The 18,941-nt window shown below is 72.7% G+C and carries 17 protein-coding genes; 7 read left to right on the top strand and 10 right to left on the bottom strand.

All coding sequences use genetic code 11. The annotated features are described in order from the left end of the window. Nucleotides 1–76: 76 nt before the first annotated feature. Both sufB and AC1WTP_RS07225 read right to left on the bottom strand, forming a co-directional pair. Nucleotides 77–1,507, bottom strand: coding sequence for a Fe-S cluster assembly protein SufB (gene sufB / locus AC1WTP_RS07230; protein ID WP_481648436.1), 1,431 nt, complete (start codon nt 1,505–1,507; stop codon nt 77–79). After that, entirely contained in the window at nt 1,504–2,262 is a 759-nt protein-coding gene (locus AC1WTP_RS07225; RefSeq protein ID WP_481648435.1) for a helix-turn-helix transcriptional regulator, read from the bottom strand. The genes sufB and AC1WTP_RS07225 overlap by 4 nt, the downstream gene beginning before the upstream one ends. 98 nt (nt 2,263–2,360) lie before the next feature. On the opposite strand from AC1WTP_RS07225, the gene AC1WTP_RS07220 reads away from it, so the two are divergent. Continuing rightward, nucleotides 2,361–3,365, top strand: a complete 1,005-nt coding sequence (locus AC1WTP_RS07220; RefSeq protein WP_481648434.1) for a COX15/CtaA family protein — start codon at nt 2,361–2,363, stop codon at nt 3,363–3,365. Nucleotides 3,366–3,664: 299 nt separating this feature from the next. On the opposite strand, the gene AC1WTP_RS07215 is transcribed toward AC1WTP_RS07220, so the two are convergent. The 3 genes from AC1WTP_RS07215 to AC1WTP_RS07205 form a co-directional block, all read right to left on the bottom strand. Then, on the bottom strand, nt 3,665–4,585 hold the full coding sequence (locus AC1WTP_RS07215) for an ATP-grasp domain-containing protein (protein WP_481648433.1): 921 nt from the start codon (nt 4,583–4,585) through the stop codon (nt 3,665–3,667). Nucleotides 4,586–4,587: 2 nt separating this feature from the next. Further along, a complete protein-coding gene (locus AC1WTP_RS07210; protein WP_447136017.1) occupies nt 4,588–4,923 on the bottom strand; it encodes a hypothetical protein in 336 nt (111 codons plus the stop codon). A 333-nt stretch (nt 4,924–5,256) separates the two neighbouring features. Then, nucleotides 5,257–6,213, bottom strand: coding sequence for a heme o synthase (locus tag AC1WTP_RS07205; RefSeq protein WP_481648432.1), 957 nt, complete (start codon nt 6,211–6,213; stop codon nt 5,257–5,259). Nucleotides 6,214–6,490: 277 nt separating this feature from the next. On the opposite strand from AC1WTP_RS07205, the gene tkt reads away from it, so the two are divergent. From tkt to pgl, 6 genes are all read left to right on the top strand, one after another. Beyond that, nucleotides 6,491–8,629: a transketolase gene (tkt, locus tag AC1WTP_RS07200; RefSeq protein ID WP_481648431.1), complete on the top strand. Its 2,139-nt coding sequence runs from the start codon at nt 6,491–6,493 to the stop codon at nt 8,627–8,629. 15 nt (nt 8,630–8,644) lie between these two features. Beyond that, nucleotides 8,645–9,823: a transaldolase gene (tal, locus tag AC1WTP_RS07195; protein WP_481648430.1), complete on the top strand. Its 1,179-nt coding sequence runs from the start codon at nt 8,645–8,647 to the stop codon at nt 9,821–9,823. Nucleotides 9,824–9,899: 76 nt separating this feature from the next. Further along, on the top strand, nt 9,900–11,549 hold the full coding sequence (locus tag AC1WTP_RS07190) for a glucose-6-phosphate isomerase (protein WP_481648429.1): 1,650 nt from the start codon (nt 9,900–9,902) through the stop codon (nt 11,547–11,549). 2 nt (nt 11,550–11,551) lie between these two features. After that, on the top strand, nt 11,552–13,102 hold the full coding sequence (gene zwf, locus AC1WTP_RS07185) for a glucose-6-phosphate dehydrogenase (protein ID WP_481648428.1): 1,551 nt from the start codon (nt 11,552–11,554) through the stop codon (nt 13,100–13,102). Nucleotides 13,103–13,172: 70 nt separating this feature from the next. Beyond that, nucleotides 13,173–14,189 carry a glucose-6-phosphate dehydrogenase assembly protein OpcA gene (locus AC1WTP_RS07180; RefSeq protein ID WP_481648427.1) on the top strand — a complete coding sequence of 339 codons (1,017 nt, stop codon included), beginning with the start codon at nt 13,173–13,175 and terminating at the stop codon, nt 14,187–14,189. 81 nt (nt 14,190–14,270) lie between these two features. Further along, the gene (gene pgl, locus AC1WTP_RS07175; RefSeq protein WP_481648426.1) at nt 14,271–15,041 is read left to right on the top strand and encodes a 6-phosphogluconolactonase; all 771 of its coding nucleotides are present in this window, start codon (nt 14,271–14,273) and stop codon (nt 15,039–15,041) included. 54 nt (nt 15,042–15,095) lie between these two features. On the opposite strand, the gene AC1WTP_RS07170 is transcribed toward pgl, so the two are convergent. From AC1WTP_RS07170 to gap, 5 genes are all read right to left on the bottom strand, one after another. Next, a complete protein-coding gene (locus AC1WTP_RS07170) occupies nt 15,096–15,440 on the bottom strand; it encodes an RNA polymerase-binding protein RbpA (protein WP_481648425.1) in 345 nt (114 codons plus the stop codon). 136 nt (nt 15,441–15,576) lie between these two features. Next, on the bottom strand, nt 15,577–15,837 hold the full coding sequence (secG, locus tag AC1WTP_RS07165) for a preprotein translocase subunit SecG (protein ID WP_447136025.1): 261 nt from the start codon (nt 15,835–15,837) through the stop codon (nt 15,577–15,579). Between the two features lie 93 nt (nt 15,838–15,930). Further along, complete coding sequence (gene tpiA, locus AC1WTP_RS07160; protein WP_481648424.1) at nt 15,931–16,722, bottom strand: triose-phosphate isomerase; 792 nt, start codon at nt 16,720–16,722, stop codon at nt 15,931–15,933. Further along, nucleotides 16,722–17,921 (bottom strand): phosphoglycerate kinase, encoded by a 1,200-nt coding sequence (locus AC1WTP_RS07155; protein ID WP_481648423.1) that lies wholly within the window; start codon nt 17,919–17,921, stop codon nt 16,722–16,724. The genes tpiA and AC1WTP_RS07155 overlap by 1 nt, the downstream gene beginning before the upstream one ends. Continuing rightward, complete coding sequence (gene gap, locus AC1WTP_RS07150) at nt 17,918–18,922, bottom strand: type I glyceraldehyde-3-phosphate dehydrogenase (protein ID WP_481648422.1); 1,005 nt, start codon at nt 18,920–18,922, stop codon at nt 17,918–17,920. The genes AC1WTP_RS07155 and gap overlap by 4 nt, the downstream gene beginning before the upstream one ends. Nucleotides 18,923–18,941: the final 19 nt, after the last annotated feature.

Genomic DNA, 18,941 nt, shown 5'->3' with positions numbered 1-18,941 from the left:
CGTGCGGCCCGGCCAGACAGGTCGGCGTTCGCGCGGCCCCGCAAGCGGGTCGGGCTGGTCGCCGCCCCGGTCGGGGTCAGCCGACCGCGCCCTCCATCTGGAGCTCGATCAGGCGGTTGAGCTCCAGGGCGTACTCCATCGGGAGCTCCTTGGCGATCGGCTCGATGAAGCCGCGCACGATCATCGCCATCGCCTCGTCCTCGCTCAGACCACGGCTCATCAGGTAGAAGAGCTGGTCGTCGCTGATCTTGGAGACGGTCGCCTCGTGCCCCATCGCCACGTCGTCCTCGCGGATGTCGACGTACGGGTAGGTGTCCGAGCGGGAGATGGTGTCGACCAGCAGCGCGTCGCACTTGACCGTGCTCCGGCTGTGGTGCGAGCCCTCCAGCACCTGGACCAGGCCCCGGTACGAGGTACGGCCGCCGCCCCGGGCGATCGACTTCGACACGATGGTGGAGGAGGTGTGCGGCGCGGCGTGCACCATCTTGGCGCCTGCGTCCTGGTGCTGCCCCTCGCCGGCCATGGCCACCGAGAGCACCTCGCCCTTGGCGTGCTCGCCGGTCATGTAGACCGCCGGGTACTTCATGGTCACCTTGGAGCCGATGTTGCCGTCGACCCACTCCATGGTCGCGCCCTCGTGGCAGACGGCGCGCTTGGTGACCAGGTTGTACACGTTGTTCGACCAGTTCTGGATGGTCGTGTAGCGGCACCGGGCGTTCTTCTTGACGATGATCTCCACCACCGCGCTGTGCAGCGAGTCGGAGGAGTACAGCGGCGCGGTGCAGCCCTCGACGTAGTGCACGTACGCACCCTCGTCGACGATGATCAGCGTCCGCTCGAACTGGCCCATGTTCTCCGTGTTGATCCGGAAGTAGGCCTGCAGCGGGATCTCCACGTGCACGCCCTTCGGCACGTAGATGAACGAGCCACCGGACCACACGGAGGTGTTCAGCGCGGCGAACTTGTTGTCGCCGACCGGGATCACCGTGCCGAAGTACTCCTTGAAGATGTCCTCGTGCTCGCGCAGCGCGGTGTCGGTGTCCAGGAAGATGACACCCTGCTCCTCGAGGTCCTCACGGATCTTGTGGTAGACCACCTCGGACTCGTACTGCGCCGCGACACCGGCGACCAGGCGCTGCTTCTCGGCCTCCGGGATGCCCAGCCGGTCGTAGGTGTTCTTGATGTCCTCGGGCAGGTCCTCCCAGCTGGTGGCCTGCTTCTCGGTGGACCGGACGAAGTACTTGATGTTGTCGAAGTCGATCCCGGTGAGGTCGGCGCCCCAGGCCGGCATGGGCTTGCGGCCGAACAGCCGCAGGCCCTTCAGCCGCAGGTCGAGCATCCAGGCCGGCTCGTTCTTCTTGGCCGAGATGTCCCGCACCACCGCCTCGTTGAGGCCGCGCTGGGCGACGGCACCGGCGACGTCCGGGTCGGCCCAGCCGTACTCGTAGCGACCCAGAGCGGCGAGCTGCTCCTCCTGGGTCAGGGGCTGGACGATCTGCTCGGTCATCTATCTGTCCTCACAGTGGTGACGGTCTTACCGGACTGAACACGCCCCGGCTGGGCCGGAATGTGCGTGGTGCACACCCCGTCGCCGTGCGCGATGGTGGCCAGGCGCTGCACGTGGGTGCCGACCAGACGGGAGATCACCGCGGTCTCGGCCTCGCACAGCTGGGGAAACTCGGCGGCCACGTGCGCCACCGGGCAGTGGTGCTGGCAGAGCTGGCCGCCGGAGGCGATCGTGGACGCGTTCGCAGCGTAGCCCTCGGCGGTCAGCGCTCCGGCGAGCGCCTCCGCCCGGGCCAGCGGGTCGTCGCCGGCGTCCTCCATGGCCGCCCGGCAGCGCGCCTCGAGGGCGGAGACCTGCTCGGCGGCGAACGCCTCGACCGCCTGCGAACCGCCGTTGCTGGCGATCCAGCGCAGCGCGGCGGTGGCCATGTTGTCGTAGTGGTGGGTGCCGCAGCGGACCCGGGCCGCCTCGGTCAGCAGGAACACCTTCGCCGGGCGGCCGCGGCCCCGGTGGCCGCGGACGGTCTGCTCGCGGGCGACCACGTCACCGTCGGCGAGCATGGCGTCCAGGTGCCGGCGGATCGCCGCCGGGCTGAGCCCGAGGGCCGAACCGAGCTGCGCGGCGGTGGTGGCGCCCCGCTCCAGCAGCAACTGGGTGACCCGGTCCCGGGTGGAGAGATCCGCGGCGGACGCGGGCTGACCGGCGACCGGAGCGGTCGCCGGCTGGTGCCCGGAGAGCCCCGCCGCGTTTTTCACAACGCCAACGTTACGTAATTCGCCAGGGGCCCGCAAACCCGGGTCCCGGTGATCCGAACCACCGTCCGGACGGAGTCGCACGACTCTCGATCACTACGGTGCGTAGGATTTGCGCCGTGAAGCGTCCCGCCCGGTCCCCGGCCCCCGCCGCGCCGCAACGCCCGTTCGTCCGGTTTCCGGTCTCCGCCGCGCTGCTGCGCAACCTCGCCCTCACCTCCATCATCGCGAACGTGGGCATCGTGGTCACCGGCGGGGCCGTCCGGCTGACCGCCTCCGGCCTCGGCTGCCCCACCTGGCCGCGGTGCACCGACGGCTCCTACGTCGCCACCGCCGAGATGGGCGTGCACGGAGCGATCGAGTTCGGCAACCGGCTGCTCACCTTCGCGGTGGGGATCATCGCGGCGGCGGTGCTGCTGGCGGTGCTGCTGCACCGGCCCCGGCGGCCGGGGCTGCTGCCGCTCGCGGTCGGTGTCCTGTTGGGCATCCCGGCCCAGGCGGTGATCGGCGGGATCACCGTGCTGACCAACCTCAACCCGTGGGTGGTCGGGCTGCACTTCCTCGCCTCGATGGCCGTCATCGCGGCCGCGTACGCGCTCTGGCGGCGGACCGTGGACCCGGACGGCCCGGCGGTAGCCGTGGTGCCCGGCCCGCTGCGCGCGCTGGCCCTGCTCACCACGGCGGTCAGCGCCGTGGTGCTGGTGATCGGCACCTGGGTGACCGGCAGCGGGCCGCACGCCGGCGACCAGGGCGCGGCGCGCAACGGGCTGGACCCGGAGACGATCTCCCAGGTGCACGCCGACGCGGTCTTCCTGCTGCTCGGCCTCTCGGCGGCGATGATCTTCGCGTTCCGGGCGGTCGGCGCCCGGCGGGCCGAGCGGGCCGCCGTCGTGCTGGTCGCGGTCGAACTGGGCCAGGGCGCGATCGGCTTCGTGCAGTATTTCCTGCACCTGCCCGGGCTGCTGGTCGGGGCGCACATGCTCGGCTCCTGCCTGGTCCTGCTCGCCACCCTGGCGGTGCAGTGGTCGACCCGCGAACGCCGTCCGCTCACCGCCGAGCCCGCCTCCGCCACCCCGGCCGCCACCCCCGTCCCCGCCACCGCCTGACCCGGGGCCCGCGCTCCACGCAAGATCCGCGCAACTTCAGGGAAGTAGTGGCCTCCCGCGAAATTGAGGCCACTACTTCCGGGATGTTGTGCGGATCTTGGCCGGAGCCCGGGGGCGCAACCGGACGTGAGCCGGCCCCGCGGTCCGTGGGGGACCGGCGGGGCCGGGTGGGTGGTGTTCGGTGCCGGGGAGCCGGCGGGTCAGGGGCGCGGGCCGGGCCGGCGGGATCAGGGGCCGGGCCGGGCAGGGCCGGCGGGTTCGGGGGCCGGGCCGGGCCGGGCCGGTGGGTCGGGGGGCGGTCAGGGCCGGCGGGTCAGGTGGGTGCGGATGGCGGCGGCCAGGCGGTCGGCGGCGCCGTCGGCGTGGCCGAGGAAGAGCGACGGCTCGGTCAGTTCCAGCTCGACCAGCACCGGGGCGCCGTCCGCGCCGGGGATCAGGTCGACCCGGGCGTAGAGCAGCCGCTCCGCGCCACCCGGCACCGCCGCCAGGGTCTTCTCCGCCACCGCCAACTGCTCCTCGGCGGCGGTCCGCGCGCCGATCTCCTCGGCCTTGTAGAGCCCCTCCACGCCCAGGTCCGGGCCGGTGAGCATCGGGCCCTTGCGGATCGCGTGGCTGAACGCCAGGCCGTCCGGGCCGGCCAGGAAGAGCAGCGCCGTCTCGCCGGCGGTGTCCACCGCGCGCAGGTACGGCTGGACCATGCTCACCCGTCCCGCCGCGGAGAGCCGCCGGACGTGCGCCACGGCCAGTTCCCGGTGCTCCGGGTCGGCCAGGTCGTACCGGCCGGTGTCCTGGCTGCCGGCGCTGACCGCCGGCTTGACCACGTACTCGCCGGAGTCGGCGGGCGGCTGCCAGCTCTCCCCCGGCGCGACCCAGGAGGTGGGCACGGTCGGCACCCCGGCCGCGGAGAGTTCGGCCAGGTAGCGCTTGTCGGTGTTCCAGCGGACCACGTCGGCCGGGTTGGCCAGGGCGGGCACCGTGGCGGCCCAGGCGACGAACTCGTCGCGGCGCAGCGCGTAGTCCCACGGGGACCGCAGCACGGCCAGGTCGTAGCCGGCCCAGTCGACGGTCGGGTCGTCCCAGACCACGGGCTCGGCAGCCACGCCGTGCCGCGCCAGCGGGGCGAGCACCAGCCGGTCGTCCGGGTCGAGGTCGGGCAGGTCGGTGCAGGTGACGAGAGCGACCCGGGGTTCCCCCCGGGTCGACTGGTGGTGGTCGGTCAAGGTCAGCGGGCCATCGTGCGTCGGGCCATCGACCGCCAGAGGTCGTTGCTCGGACGCATCTGGTCCATCAGCTCACGCTCCCAGGCGTTCTCGATCGTGACCCCCGCCTTGGCGCAGGCCTGCCGCGCGACGACGGTGTCGTCGGCGAACTGGTCGCCCCACGCCCCGTCCGCGCCCACCAGGACGATGCGGGCGCCCCGCTTGCCGACGTACTCGATGACCGCCTTCGCCCCGCCGTGTCCGGCGGCGAACGACTTGATCCCCGCGACCAGGCCGTTGGGGGCCTGCTCGGAGGCGGTCTGCTCGGCCGTCAGCGTCGTATCGGAACCATCTGCCATGACGCGAAGCCTAAGCAGACTTCCACCCGGGTGGGCGAGAACCGTGAAGCTTTTGTGATGCCAATTACCTCGAGGTTTAAGAAGAACCAAAGGCGATCTGCCCGGTTATATCCGGACTTCGGCTCGCATACTGGCCCGGCATACCACCCCGACCCGGCTCAGGTTGAGCCGGTCGGACTCATGGCGAAAGTTTCCTCGTTGTGACGCTAAACTCGGACAACTCATCCATGATGGTGATTTGTCCATCCCTCGCGGCCCGGCCGGGACGCGGAGCCACCGCGAAACGGGCCGGCCGGAAGGCCCGACATCGACGTCGGCCGGGCCGGCCGCGGGTCAGATCAGCGCGTCCAGCGCGACGGCCGCGAACAGGATGGTCAGGTAGGTCGTCGACCAGTGGAACAGCCGCATCGGCTTGACCGCCTGGCCCCGAGCCACCCGGCGGGCGAGCTTGTGCGCCTCGACCAGGAAGATGGTGCCGACGACCAGGGTGGGCACCCCGTAGATCAGGCTCATCCCCAGCGGCCAGACCGCCAGCGACGACGCCACGGTGAGCCAGGCGAAGATGATGATCTCGGCGTTCACCCGGCGGGCGGAGGCCACCACCGGCAGCATCGGGATGCCCGCCCGGGCGTAGTCGTCCTTGTACTTCATCGCCAGCGGGTAGAAGTGCGGCATCTGCCAGAAGAAGACCACCGCGAAGAGCGCCCACGCCGCCGGCGCCAGCGACCCGGTCACCGCCGCCCAGCCGATCAGCACCGGTGCCGCCCCGCAGGCGCCGCCCCAGAACGTGTTCGCCGTCGTGGTGCGCTTGAGCCAGAGGGTGTAGACGAGGTCGTAGTAGACGATCGCGGCCAGGGTGAGCCCGGCGGCCAGCAGGTTGGTGAACGCGGCCATCAGCGCGACCGAGACCACGGCCAGCACCAACCCGAAGATCAGCGCGTTGCGCGGGGTCACCGTGTGCGCCGGCAGCGGACGGCGCTTGGTGCGCCGCATCAGCTGGTCGATGTCCCGGTCGATGTAGCAGTTGATGACGCTGGCCGCGCCGGCCGCGAGCGAGCCGCCGACCAGCACCACGGCGACCAGCCAGAGCGAGGGCATGCCACCGTGCGCGAGCATCATCGCCGGCACCGTGGTGACCAGCAGCAACTCGACGATCCGCGGCTTGGTGAGCGAGACGTACGCCGCCAGCACCGCCCGGACGTCCCGCCGCGCGGCGACCGCCTCCTGCGCCCCCGCGCGCACCGGCTGCCCGGCAGGGGTGCTGACGGGGCGGTCGGTGATCATGCTCACGGATTGCCACCTTCCGGCGTCGGCAGGGGGAGGTCGGGTCGGCCGGGCCCGGGTCGGGTCCGCACACCGCCCCACACACTACGCGCTGTCGTTTTGGCTGCCCGGCCGACCCGGCAACGGTGCGGGGCGTCACACCGCGACGGCGGAGCGGAGATCGAACGCCGATCCTCCCGGACCCGTACAGACCAGCATGCAGAGATCCCCGGGCGGACGTTTAGGACCGCTCGATAGGGTCACCAGTGAGGGTTCCGCCCATCTGCCGAGGAGCACAACCATCGTGGCTGCCAACCGACCCGAGCACCCCGCACTGAACTGGTCCGACCTCGACCGCCGGGCCGTCGACACCGTCCGCGTGCTGGCCATGGACGCCGTGGAGAAATCCGGCAACGGCCACCCGGGCACCGCGATGAGCCTCGCGCCCGCGGCCTACCTGCTCTTCAACCGGGTCATGCGACACAACCCCGCCGACCCGAACTGGCCCGGCCGGGACCGGTTCGTGCTCTCCGCCGGGCACTCCAGCCTCACCCTCTACATCCAGCTCTTCCTCTCCGGCTACCCGCTGGCCCTGACGGACCTGCAGTCGCTGCGGCAGTGGGGCTCGCTCACCCCGGGCCACCCGGAGCACGGCCACACCCCCGGCGTGGAGACCACCACCGGGCCGCTCGGGCAGGGCCTCGGCAACGCGGTCGGCATGGCCATGGCGGCCCGCCGCGAGCGCGGCCTGTTCGACCCGGAGGCCGAGCCGGGCGCCTCCGTCTTCGACCACGACATCTGGTGCATCGCCTCGGACGGCGACATCGAGGAGGGCATCAGCCACGAGGCCAGCGCGCTCGCCGGGCACCAGCAGCTGGGCAACCTCTGCGTGATCTACGACGACAACGAGATCTCGATCGAGGACGACACCCGGATCGCCAAGAGCGAGGACGTGGCGGCCCGCTACGAGGCGTACGGCTGGCACGTGCAGACGGTCGACTGGCGCCGCGGCGACGCCGACCAGGGCGACTACCACGAGGACGTGGAGGCGCTGCACCGGGCGCTGCTGGCGGCGAAGGCGGAGACCGGCCGTCCCTCCTTCATCGCGCTGCGCACCATCATCGGCTGGCCCGCGCCGAACAAGCAGAACACCGGCAAGATCCACGGTTCCGCGCTCGGCGCGGACGAGGTGGCCGCCACCAAGCAGATCCTCGGCTTCGACCCGCAGCGGACCTTCGAGGTGGACGAGGAGGTCCTCGCGCACGCCCGGCAGGTGATGGAGCGCGGCGCGGAGGCCCAGCGCGCGTGGACCGCGGCCTTCGACGCCTGGGCGCAGGCCAACCCGGAACGCCGGACGCTCTGGGACCGGATGGCCACCCGGACGCTGCCGCAGGGCTGGGCCGACGCGCTGCCGGAGTTCCCGGCCGACGCGAAGGGCATCGCCACCCGGGCCGCCTCCGGCAAGGTGCTGGAGGCGCTCGCGCCGGTGCTGCCGGAGCTGTGGGGCGGCTCGGCCGACCTGGCCGAGAGCAACAACACCACGATGAAGGGCGAGCCGTCCTTCATCCCGGCCACCCACGCCACCAAGGACTTCCCCGGCCACGAGTACGGCCGCACGCTGCACTTCGGCATCCGCGAGCACGCCATGGGCGCGATCCTCAACGGCATCGCGCTGCACGGCGGCACCCGCCCGTACGGCGGCACCTTCCTGGTGTTCAGCGACTACATGCGGCCGTCCGTGCGGCTCGCCGCGCTGATGAAGCTGCCGGTGATCTACGTCTGGACGCACGACTCGATCGGCCTCGGCGAGGACGGCCCCACCCACCAGCCGGTGGAGCACCTGACCGCGCTGCGGGCCATTCCCGGCCTGGACGTGGTCCGCCCGGCCGACGCCAACGAGACGGCCTGGGCCTGGCGGCAGGCGCTGGAGCACACCGACCGGCCGACCGCGCTGGCGCTCAGCCGCCAGCCGCTGCCGACCCTCGACCGGTCGACGCTGGCCGGCGCGGAGGGCGCGGCCAAGGGCGGCTACGTGCTGGCCGAGGCGTCCACCGGCAAGCCCCAGGTGATCATCGTCGGCACCGGCTCCGAGGTGCAGCTCTGCCTGACCGCGCGGGAGCGGCTGGAGGCCGACGGCACCCCCACCCGGGTGGTGTCCATGCCCTGCCAGGAGTGGTTCCACGAGCAGGACGAGGCGTACCGGGAGTCGGTGCTGCCGCGCGGGGTAAAGGCACGGGTGAGCGTGGAGGCGGGCATCGCCATGTCCTGGCGCGCGATCGTCGGCGACTGCGGCGAGACCGTCAGCCTGGAGCACTACGGCGCGAGCGCCCCGCACTCCGTGCTCTTCGAGCAGTTCGGGTTCACCCCCGACCGGATCGTGGCCGCCGCGCACGCGGCCCTGACCCGGGTGGGCGACATCACCGGTAACACGACCGGCAACTGAGGGAGCGTGGACGGCATGACGGACAGGCTGGGAGAGCTCAGCGCCGCGGGTGTGGCGGTCTGGCTCGACGATCTTTCGAGGACCCGCTTGAGCTCCGGCGGGTTGGACGCGCTGCGCCGGGAGAAGCACCTGGTCGGGGTGACCTCCAACCCGACCATCTTCGCGAAGGCCCTGAGCGACGCGGACGAGTACAACTGGCAGCTGAAGGACCTCGCCATCCGTGGCGTGGACGTCGAGGAGGCCGTCCGCCTGCTCACCACGTACGACGTGCGGTGGGCCTGCGACGTGATGCGGCCGGCGTACGACGCGAGCGCCGGGGTGGACGGCCGGGTCTCCATCGAGGTGGACCCGCGGCTGGCCCACGAGACGGAGAAGACCGTCGCCGAGGCCGGGGCGCTGTGGTGGCTGATCGACCGGCCCAACCTCTTCATCAAGATCCCCGCCACCGAGGCGGGCCTGCCGGCGATCACCGCGACCCTCGCCCAGGGGATCAGCGTCAACGTGACGCTGATCTTCGGGCTGGACCGCTACTCCCAGGTGATGGAGGCGTTCCTCGCCGGCCTGGAGCAGGCCAGGGCGAACGGGCACGACCTGTCGAAGATCGGCTCGGTCGCCTCGTTCTTCGTCTCCCGGGTCGACACCGAGGTGGACAAGCGCCTGGAGAAGATCGGCTCCGACCAGGCCAGGGCGCTGCGCGGCAAGGCCGCGATCGCCAACGCCAAGCTGGCCTACGAGCGCTACGGCGAGGTCTTCTCCTCCGACCGCTGGCAGGCCCTGGCCGACGCCGGGGCGCACCCGCAGCGGCCGCTGTGGGCCTCCACCTCGACCAAGAACCCGGACTACCGGGACGTGATCTACGTCGAGGAGCTGATCGCCCCCGGCACGGTCAACACCATGCCGGAGCCGGTCATCCACGCCTACGCCGACCACGGCGAGACCCGCGGGGACACCATCACCGGCTCGTACGACGAGGCCCGGCAGGTCTTCACCGACCTGGCTGCGGCGGGCGTCGACATGACCGACGTGATCGCCGTGCTGGAGCGCGAGGGCGTGGAGAAGTTCGAGGCCAGCTGGCTGGAGCTGATCGACGGCGTCCGCAAGTCGTTGGCGGCCGCCGGGCAGGGCACCAGCCACCCCGGCCAGGCCGCCAAGGGCAACGCCCAGGCCGCGCAGCAGGCGGGAGGTAACGCGTGAGCGAGCCTCAGCGAACGAACCGTCGGCCCGGCGCGGCGGCGCCTCGTGGCGCCGCCGGGCGAAGCGGGGCGGCGGCATGAGCGACCTGTTGGCGGGGCCGGTCGAGGCGGCCGCCGGGATGGCGGTGCACGGGGCGGACGCGGTCGACCGGTCGGCCCCCGCCTCCACCCGGCAGGCGCTGGTGGCCAACGGCGTACCGGGCCGGCTGGCCGGCAAGGACGCCACGCTGTGGGGCCCGGACGCCGAGGCCGAGGCGAAGATCCGCCTCGGCTGGGTGGACACCCACCGCCGCAGCCGCGAGCTGCTCCCCCAGCTCGCCGAGCTGAAGGCGGAGCTGGCCGACCTGGACCACGTGGTGCTCGCCGGGATGGGCGGCTCCTCGCTGGCTCCCGAGGTCATCGCGCGGACCCTCGGCAAGCAGCTGACCGTGCTCGACACCACCGACCCGGGGCAGGTGCGGGCCGCGCTGGCCGACCGCCTGGAGCGGACCGTGGTGGTGGTGGCCAGCAAGTCCGGGTCGACCGTGGAGACCGACAGCCACCGCCGCGCGTACTGGCAGGCGTTCCTCGACGCCGGGATGACCGAGGCGGAGGCCGGCCGGCACTTCGTCATCGTCACCGACCCGGGCTCGCCGCTGGAGCAGACCGCCGTCGAGATGGGTGCGGTCACCGTGCTGGCCGACCCGAACGTGGGCGGCCGCTACTCGGCGCTGACCGCCTTCGGGCTGGTCCCGTCGGCGCTGGCCGGGGCCGAGGTGGCCGAGCTGCTGGACGAGGCGGAGGCGCTCTCCGACGCGCTCGGCCGGGAGCGGGACAATCCGGCCCTGGCGCTCGGCGCCGCCCTCGGCGCGGCGGCCACCACGGGCCGGGACAAGATCGCGCTGGTCGCCGACGGCACCGGCATCGACGGGCTGGGCGACTGGGCCGAGCAGCTGATCGCCGAGTCCACCGGCAAGGCCGGGGTCGGCATCCTGCCGGTCGTGGTCGAGTCGCCCGACAGCCCGGGCGCCACCGGGCCGGACGTGCTCACCGTGACCTACGGCGGCGCGCTGGGTGCCGGCGACGTGCCCGGCGGCGGCGCCGCCCCGGACGTGGCGGTCAACGGCCCGCTCGGCGCCCAGTTCCTGACCTGGGAGTACGCCACCGCGGTCGCCGGCGTGGTGCTCGGCATCGACCCGTTCAACCAGCCGAACGTCACCGAGAGCAAGGAGAACACCAACAAGATCCTGGCCTCCGGTCCGCCGGCGGAGGCGCCGTCGTTCACCGAGGGCGCGATCGAGGTGTACGCCCCGGCGGGCGCCCCGGGCGACCTGGCCGGCGTGCTGCGCTGGCTGGTCGACGGGCTGGGTGACGACGGCTACCTGGCGGTGATGGCGTACCTGGACCGGTTCGCCGACGCCGACGCGGCCCGGCTGCGGCCGCTGCTCGCCGGCGCCGCCGGGCGCCCGGTCACCTTCGGCTGGGGTCCCCGGTTCCTGCACTCCACCGGCCAGTACCACAAGGGCGGCCCGCAGGTCGGCAGCTACCTCCAGCTGACCGGCGCGGTCACCGACGACCTGCCGGTGCCGGGCAAGCCGTACACCTTCGGCGAGCTGCAGGCGGCGCAGGCCGCCGGCGACCGGCAGGCGCTGGCCGGCCGGGAGCGCCCGGTGCTGCGGCTGCACCTGACCGACCGGTCGGCGGGGCTGGCCCAGCTGCTCGATGCGGTCGGGGCGCTGCGGGCGTGACGATGAACAACGTGGACCGAGCGGAGCGAGGAGGCGGCGTGAACCCGCTGCGCGACCCGCAGGACCGGCGGCTGCCGAGGATCCCGGAGCCGTGCGCTCTGGTGATCTTCGGCGTCACCGGCGACCTGGCGCGGAAGAAGCTGCTCCCGGCGGTGTACGACCTCGCCAACCGGGGCCTGCTGCCGCCCGGGTTCGTGGTCCTCGGGTTCGCCCGCCGGGACTGGGGCGACGGCGACTTCGAGACGCTGGCCTGCGAGGCGGCGAAGAAGCACGCCCGCACCCCCTGGCGGGAGGAGGTCTGGGCGCGGCTGGCCGGCAACATCAAGTTCGTCGGCGGCTCGTTCGACGACGACGCCGCCTTCGACCACCTCGCCACCACCCTCGACGAGCTGCGTCAGACGCACGGCATCCCCGGCAACGCCGCCTTCTACTTCTCCATCCCCCCGGCCGCCTTCCCGGTGGTGCTCAAGCAGCTGGCCCGCACCGGGCTGGCCGACAACGCCAAGTCCGGCGGCTGGCGCCGGGTGGTGGTGGAGAAGCCGTTCGGCCACGACCTGCCCTCGGCGAAGGCGCTCAACGACCTGGTGGACGACGTCTTCACCCGGGAGGACGTCTTCCGGATCGACCACTACCTGGGCAAGGAGACGGTCCAGAACATCCTCGCCCTGCGGTTCGCCAACAACCTGTTCGAGCCGCTGTGGAACTCCAAGTACGTCGACTCGGTGCAGATCACCATGGCCGAGGACGTCGGCATCGGCACCCGGGCGGGCTTCTACGACAGTGCCGGCGCGGCGCGGGACGTGTTGCAGAACCACCTGCTCCAGCTGCTCGCGCTGGTGGCGATGGAGGAGCCGACCAGCTTCGACGCCGACGAGATCCGGACCGAGAAGCTGAAGGTGCTCAAGGCCATCACGCTGCCCGGGGACGTCTCCCAGGGCACCGTGCGCGGCCAGTACCTGCCGGGCTGGGTGGGCGGCCAGCGGGCGGTGGGCTACCTGGACGAGGAGGGGGTCCCGCCGGACTCCACCACCGAGACCTACGTGGCCGTGCGGCTGGGCATCCAGAACCGGCGCTGGGCCGAGGTGCCGTTCTACATCCGGGCCGGCAAGCGGCTGCCGCGCCGGGTCACCGAGGTGGCCATCATGTTCAAGAAGGCGCCGCACCTGCCGTTCAACCCGGCCGACATGGAGTCGCTGGGCAACAACCAGCTGGTCATCCGGGTGCAGCCGGACGAGGGCGTGGTGCTGAAGTTCGGCTCCAAGGTGCCGGGCACCACGATGGAGGTCCGCGACATCGCGATGGACTTCCAGTACGGCGAGGCGTTCACCGAGTCCAGCCCCGAGGCGTACGAGCGGCTGGTGCTGGACGTGCTGATCGGCGACCGCACCCTCTTCCCGGACGCCGCCGAGGTGGAGCAGAGCTGGCAGGTGGTGGACCCGCTGGAGCAGGCCTGGGCGGGCACGAAGCCGGAGCCCTACCGCGCCGGCGAGTGGGGTCCCCGGGCCGCCGACGAGATGCTGGCCCGCGAGGGCCGGTCCTGGCGGCGGGCATGAGCGGGCGAAGCGGGCGAATCATCAGGCTCGGCGCGGCGGACGCCGGGCGCGGGCGGACCGGGAGGCTCCAGTGATCGGCCTGTGGGACACCACCGGCAACGAGGTGGTCAAGGCGCTCGCCGCGGAACGTCGCAGCGCCGGCGGGGTGGCCAGCGGGATGGCCCTCACGCTGATCGTGGTGGTGGACGAGAAGCGGGTCCGAGAGGCGGAGGCGGCGGCGACCATCGCCTCCGCCGCCCACCCGTGCCGGCTGATCGTGGTGGTCCGCTCGGACGTCGAGCGGGAGCGCAACCGGCTGGACGCGGAGATCGTCGTCGGCGGCCGGCTCGGCCCGGGCGAGGCGGTGGTCACCCGGATGTACGGCCGGCTCGCGCTGCACGCCGAGTCGGTGGTGATGCCGCTGCTGGTGCCGGACGTGCCGGTGGTGACCTGGTGGCACGGCGAGCCGCCGGCCGAGATCGCCACCGACTTCCTCGGCGTGGTGGCCGACCGGCGGATCACCGACACCGCGCAGGCCGCCGACCCGATCGAGGCGCTGCGGCAGCGCGCCCGCGACTACGCCCCGGGCGACACCGACCTGGCCTGGACCCGGATCACCCCGTGGCGCACGCTGGTGGCCGGGGCGTTCGACACCACCCAGGCGCGGGTCACCGAGGCCACCGTGGTCGCGCCGGGCAGCGACCCGACGGCCGCGCTGATGATCGGTTGGCTGGGCAGCCGGCTGGGCATCAGCCCGCGCTGGCAGACCACCGACCAGTACCCCCGGATGCGTGAGGTGCAGCTGCGCTGCGCCAACGGCGACGAGCTGACGCTGACCCGGGAGGACAGCATGGCCACCTTCCGGCGGTCCGGGCAGGACGACCGGAACCTGCCGCTGGTCCGCCGGCCGCTCGGCGACGAACTGGCCGAGGAGCTGCGCCGGCTCGACGCCGACCAGGTGTACGCGGAGGCGCTCGGCGCCGCCGCCGGGCTGACCGGCCTGGACCAGCGCCCGGCCCAGCGGGTGCACGTCTGGAAGGACCCGGCCACCGCGCAGCGGGCCGAGGCGGGCGTCACCGCGCACGCCGGCACGAGCGCCGAGCACTGAGCGCCCCGACGGCCGGCGTACGGCCCCCTCGGGCACCACGGACAGCGACCGCGCGGCGGTCGGGAAGCGAAGGCACGACGAATGAGTGAGGCGAGTGTCGCCGTCCACGCCGACGCCGAACTGCTGGCGCAGACGGTGGCGGCCCGGCTGGTGGTGCGGCTGCTCGACGCGCAGGCCGCGCGGGGGCAGGCGGCGATGGTGCTGACCGGCGGGCGGATCGCCGCCGCCGTCTACCGGGCGGTGGCGGCGCTGCCGGCCCGGGACGCGGTGGACTGGTCCCGGGTCGACGTCTGGTGGGGCGACGAGCGGTTCCTGCCGGCCGGCGACCCGGAGCGCAACGAGACCATGGCGCGGGCGGCGTTGCTGGACGCGGTGCCGCTGGACCCGGCCCGGATCCACCCGATGCCGGCGTCGGACGGCCCGGCCGGCGCCGATCCGGAGGAGGCGGCCGCCCGGTACGCCGCCGAGCTGGCCGTCGCGGCCCGGCCGGGCACGGCGCTGCTCCCCCACTTCGACGTGCTGCTGCTCGGCGTCGGCGAGGACGGGCACGTCGCCTCGGTCTTCCCCGAGCACCCGGTGCACTACGAGAGCCGGCCGGTGAGTGCCGTGCGGGGCAGCCCGAAGCCGCCGCCGGTGCGCACCACCCTCACCCTGCCGGCGATCAACACCGCCGAGGAGGTCTGGCTGGTGGCCAGCGGCGCGGACAAGGCCCACGCGGTGGGCATGGCGCTGGTCGGGGCGGGGCCGGTGCAGCTGCCGGCGGCCGGGGTGCAGGGCACCGGCCGTACCCTCTGGTTGCTGGACCGGGCCGCCGCGGCCGACGTGCCGGCCCGGCTGCGCAGCCTGCGCTGAGCCGGGGCGGCGGCCCGGCCGGGGGCGCCGGCGGACCCGGGTGGGCGGCGGCGCTCAGCCGGCGCCGCGGCGGCGGCGCAGCGCGGCGAGCGCCTCGGCCAGGATGGCCTCGCCCTCGGCGTCGGTACGCCGTTCCTTCACGTACGCCAGGTGGGTCTTGTACGGCTCGGACCGCGCCCGGCCGGGCGGGTTCTGCGCGTCCTGCCCGGCGGGGAAGCCGCAGCGCGGGCAGTCCCAGACCGGGGGCGCCTCCGCCTCGGCGGCGATCCGGATCTCGGTGTGGTGCCCGTTGCGGCACCAGTAGGCGACCGGCCGGCAGGGCGCCGGCTCGTAGCGCTCGGCGGGGCGTTCGGGTGCGGACCCGATCCGGGAGCCCCGGATGACGTGGCCGTTCGGCACGGCTGCTCGCTCCTGTCGTCGGAGGGGACCGCCGCTCAGGTGGCGGCGGGCGACGCGGTGCAGCGGGGGGTGAAACGGACTGCGCGCGGCCCGTCGGGGACGGACCGCGCGCAGATTGTACGACTCGACGGGCTGCTCAGGCGCCGGCGCTGAGTTGCAGCCGGAGCCAGAGGCCGAGCCCGACGATGCAGGCGAACCAGACGATACCCACCAGAACGGTGTAGCGGTCCAGGTTCTTCTCGGCCACCGACGACCCCGCCAGGCTGGAGCTGACGCCGCCGCCGAACATGCTCGACAGCCCACCACCCTTACCTCGGTGCAGCAGGATCAGCAGGGTGAGCAGGATGCTCGTGATGATCAGCAACACGATCAACGTGTATGCGAACCAGATCGGCATGGCTGGGGTCAGTCCTCTCGTAGCGATCCTCGCCCGGCAGGTCGGGCACGCGGCACCGACCGGCGGACGGGCGGAGTCAAGGATAGCGAGCGATCAGCGGGCGATGTGCTCCGGGAACCGGCAGATCTGCGCGAATTCCTCGGCATCGAGGCTCGCCCCGCCGACCAGCGCGCCGTCCACGTCCGGCTGGGCCATGATCGCGGCGACGTTGGACGCCTTGACCGAGCCGCCGTAGAGGATCCGGACCTGGTCAGCCGTGTCCTGACCGAAGGTCTCGACCAGCCGGGAGCGGACCGCCCCGCACACCTCCTGGGCGTCCTCCGGGGTCGCCGTCTTGCCGGTGCCGATCGCCCACACCGGCTCGTACGCGACCACGACCTTGGTGACCTGGTCCGGGGTCAGCCCGTTCAGCGCGGCGTCCAGCTGGTCGCAGCAGTGCGGCACGTGCGCGCCCCGCTCGCGGACCTCCAGCCCCTCCCCCACGCAGAGGATCGGGGTCAGCCCGTGGGTCAACGCGGCCTGCACCTTCGCGTTGACGATCGCGTCGTCCTCGTGGTGGTAGGCCCGCCGCTCGGAGTGCCCGACCACCACGTACGTGCAGCCCAGCTTCGCCAGCATCGGACCGGCGATGTCGCCGGTGTACGCCCCGGACGGGTACGGCGAGAGGTCCTGCGCGCCGTAGCCGATCAGCAGCTTGTCGCCGTCCACGGCGGTCTGCACCGTCCGCAGGTCGGTGTACGGCGGCAGCACCACCGTCTCGACCTCGCCGAGCTGCTTCTCGCTGAGGCTGGCCGCCAGCTTCTGCACCAGCAGGTTCGCCTCGAGGTGGTTCAGGTTCATCTTCCAGTTGCCGGCCATCAGCGGCCGGCGGGTGGTGCTCGCCATCAGTTCTCCAGGGCCGCGATGCCGGGGAGGGTCTTGCCCTCGAGGTATTCCAGGGAGGCGCCGCCGCCGGTGGATATGTGGTTGAAAGCGGACTCGTCCAGGCCCAGTGCACGGACCGCCGCCGCCGAGTCGCCGCCACCGACCACGGTGAACGCGTCGGACTTGGCGATCGCCTCGGCGACCCCGCGGGTGCCGTTGGCGAAGGCCGGCATCTCGAACACGCCCATCGGGCCGTTCCAGAAGATCGTCTTCGCGCCCTTGAGCGCGGCGGCGAACCCGGCCACCGTCTCCGGGCCGATGTCCAGCCCGACCCGTTTGCTCGGGATGCCGTCGGCCGGCACGGTGTCGTGCGCGGCGTCCGGGGCGAACGCGTCCGCGGCCACCACGTCGACCGGGAGCAGGATCTTCCCGCCGGAGCGCTCCATCAGGTTGCGGCAGGTCTCGACCATCTCCTCCTCGAGCAGCGAGCTGCCAACCTCGTGGCCCCGGGCCTTGAGGAAGGTGAAGCACATGCCGCCGCCGATGAGCAGCCGGTCGACCGTGGGCAGCAGCGCCTCGATCACGGCCAGCTTGTCGGAGACCTTGGAGCCGCCGAGCACCACCACGTACGGGCGGGCCGGGTCGCCGGTGAGCGTGGAGAGCACCTCCACCTCGCGCAGCACCAGCCGGCCGGCGACGTGCGGCAGCCGCGCCGGCACGTCGTGGACGCTGGCGTGCTTGCGGTGCACCGCGCCGAACGCGTCGTCGACGTAGGCGTCGCCGAACGCGGCGAGCTGGTCGGCGAAGGCGCCCCGCTCGGCGTCGTCCTTGCTGGTCTCGCCCGCGTTGAAACGCAGGTTCTCCAGCAGCGCCACCTCGCCGTCGGCGAGCGCGTCCACGGTGGAGCGGGCGGAGTCGCCGACGGTGTCGGTGGCGAAGTGCACCCGGGCGCCGAGCAGCTCACCGAGCCGCCCGGCCACCGGCCGGAGGCTGAACTGCGGGTCCGGCGAGCCCTTGGGGCGGCCGAGGTGCGAGCAGACGACCACCTTCGCGCCGGCCCCGGTCAGCGCGCCCAGGGTGGGCAGCACGGCCCGGATCCGGCCGTCGTCCGTGATGTCGCCGGTCTGCTTGTCGAGCGGGACGTTCAGGTCGGCGCGCACCAGCACGCGCCGACCCGACACCCCCTCGGCGAGCAGGTCGTCGAGGGTCCGGATGCTCACAGCGACTGACCCACCAGCTTGACCAGGTCCACCAGGCGGTTCGAGTAGCCCCACTCGTTGTCGTACCAGCCGACGACCTTGACCTGGTTGCCGACCACCTTGGTCAGCGGCGCGTCGAAGATGCAGGACGCCGGGTCGGTCACGATGTCGGTGGAGACGATCGGGTCCTCGTTGTAGACCAGGATGCCCTTGAGCGGCCCGTCGGCGGCCGCCTTCATCGCGGCGTTGACCTCGTCGACCGTGGTCTCCCGGTTAAGGTTCACGGTCAGGTCGGTGGTCGATCCGGTGGGGATCGGCACCCGCAGCGCGTAGCCGTCCAGCTTGCCCTTGAGCTCCGGCAGCACCAGCCCGATCGCCTTCGCCGCGCCGGTCGAGGTCGGCACGATGTTCAGCGCGGCGGCCCGGGCCCGACGCAGGTCCTTGTGCGGCGCGTCCTGCAGGTTCTGGTCCTGCGTGTAGGCGTGGATGGTGGTCATCAGGCCGTGCTGGATGCCGAACGTGTCGTGCAGCACCTTCGCCATCGGGGCGAGGCAGTTGGTGGTGCAGGAGGCGTTGGAGATGATGGTGTGCTTGGCCGGGTCGTACTGGTCCTGGTTGACGCCCATCACCACCGTGACGTCCTCGTTCTTCGCCGGCGCGGAGATGATGACCTTCTTGGCCCCGCCGTCGATGTGCGCCTTGGCCTTGGTGGCGTCGGTGAAGAAGCCGGTGGACTCGATGACCACGTCCGCGCCGACCTCGCCCCACGGCAGCTTCGCCGGGTCCTTCTCGGCGTACGCCTTGATGGTCTTGCCGCCCACGGTGATCTCGTCGGCGGTCGCCTTGACCTCGTGCGGGAGGCGGCCCAGGATGCTGTCGTACTTGACAAGGTGGGCGAGCGTCGCGTTGTCGGTCAGGTCGTTGACCGCCACAACCTCGACGTCAGCGCCGGACGCCAGCACTGCCCGGAAGAAGTTGCGGCCGATCCGGCCGAAGCCGTTGATGCCAACCCGGATGGTCACAGGTCCCATCTCCTCGCGT

The sequence above is a fragment of the Micromonospora sp. R311 genome, assembly GCF_056780015.1.
This window is presented reverse-complemented; position numbering and strand designations above follow the sequence as displayed.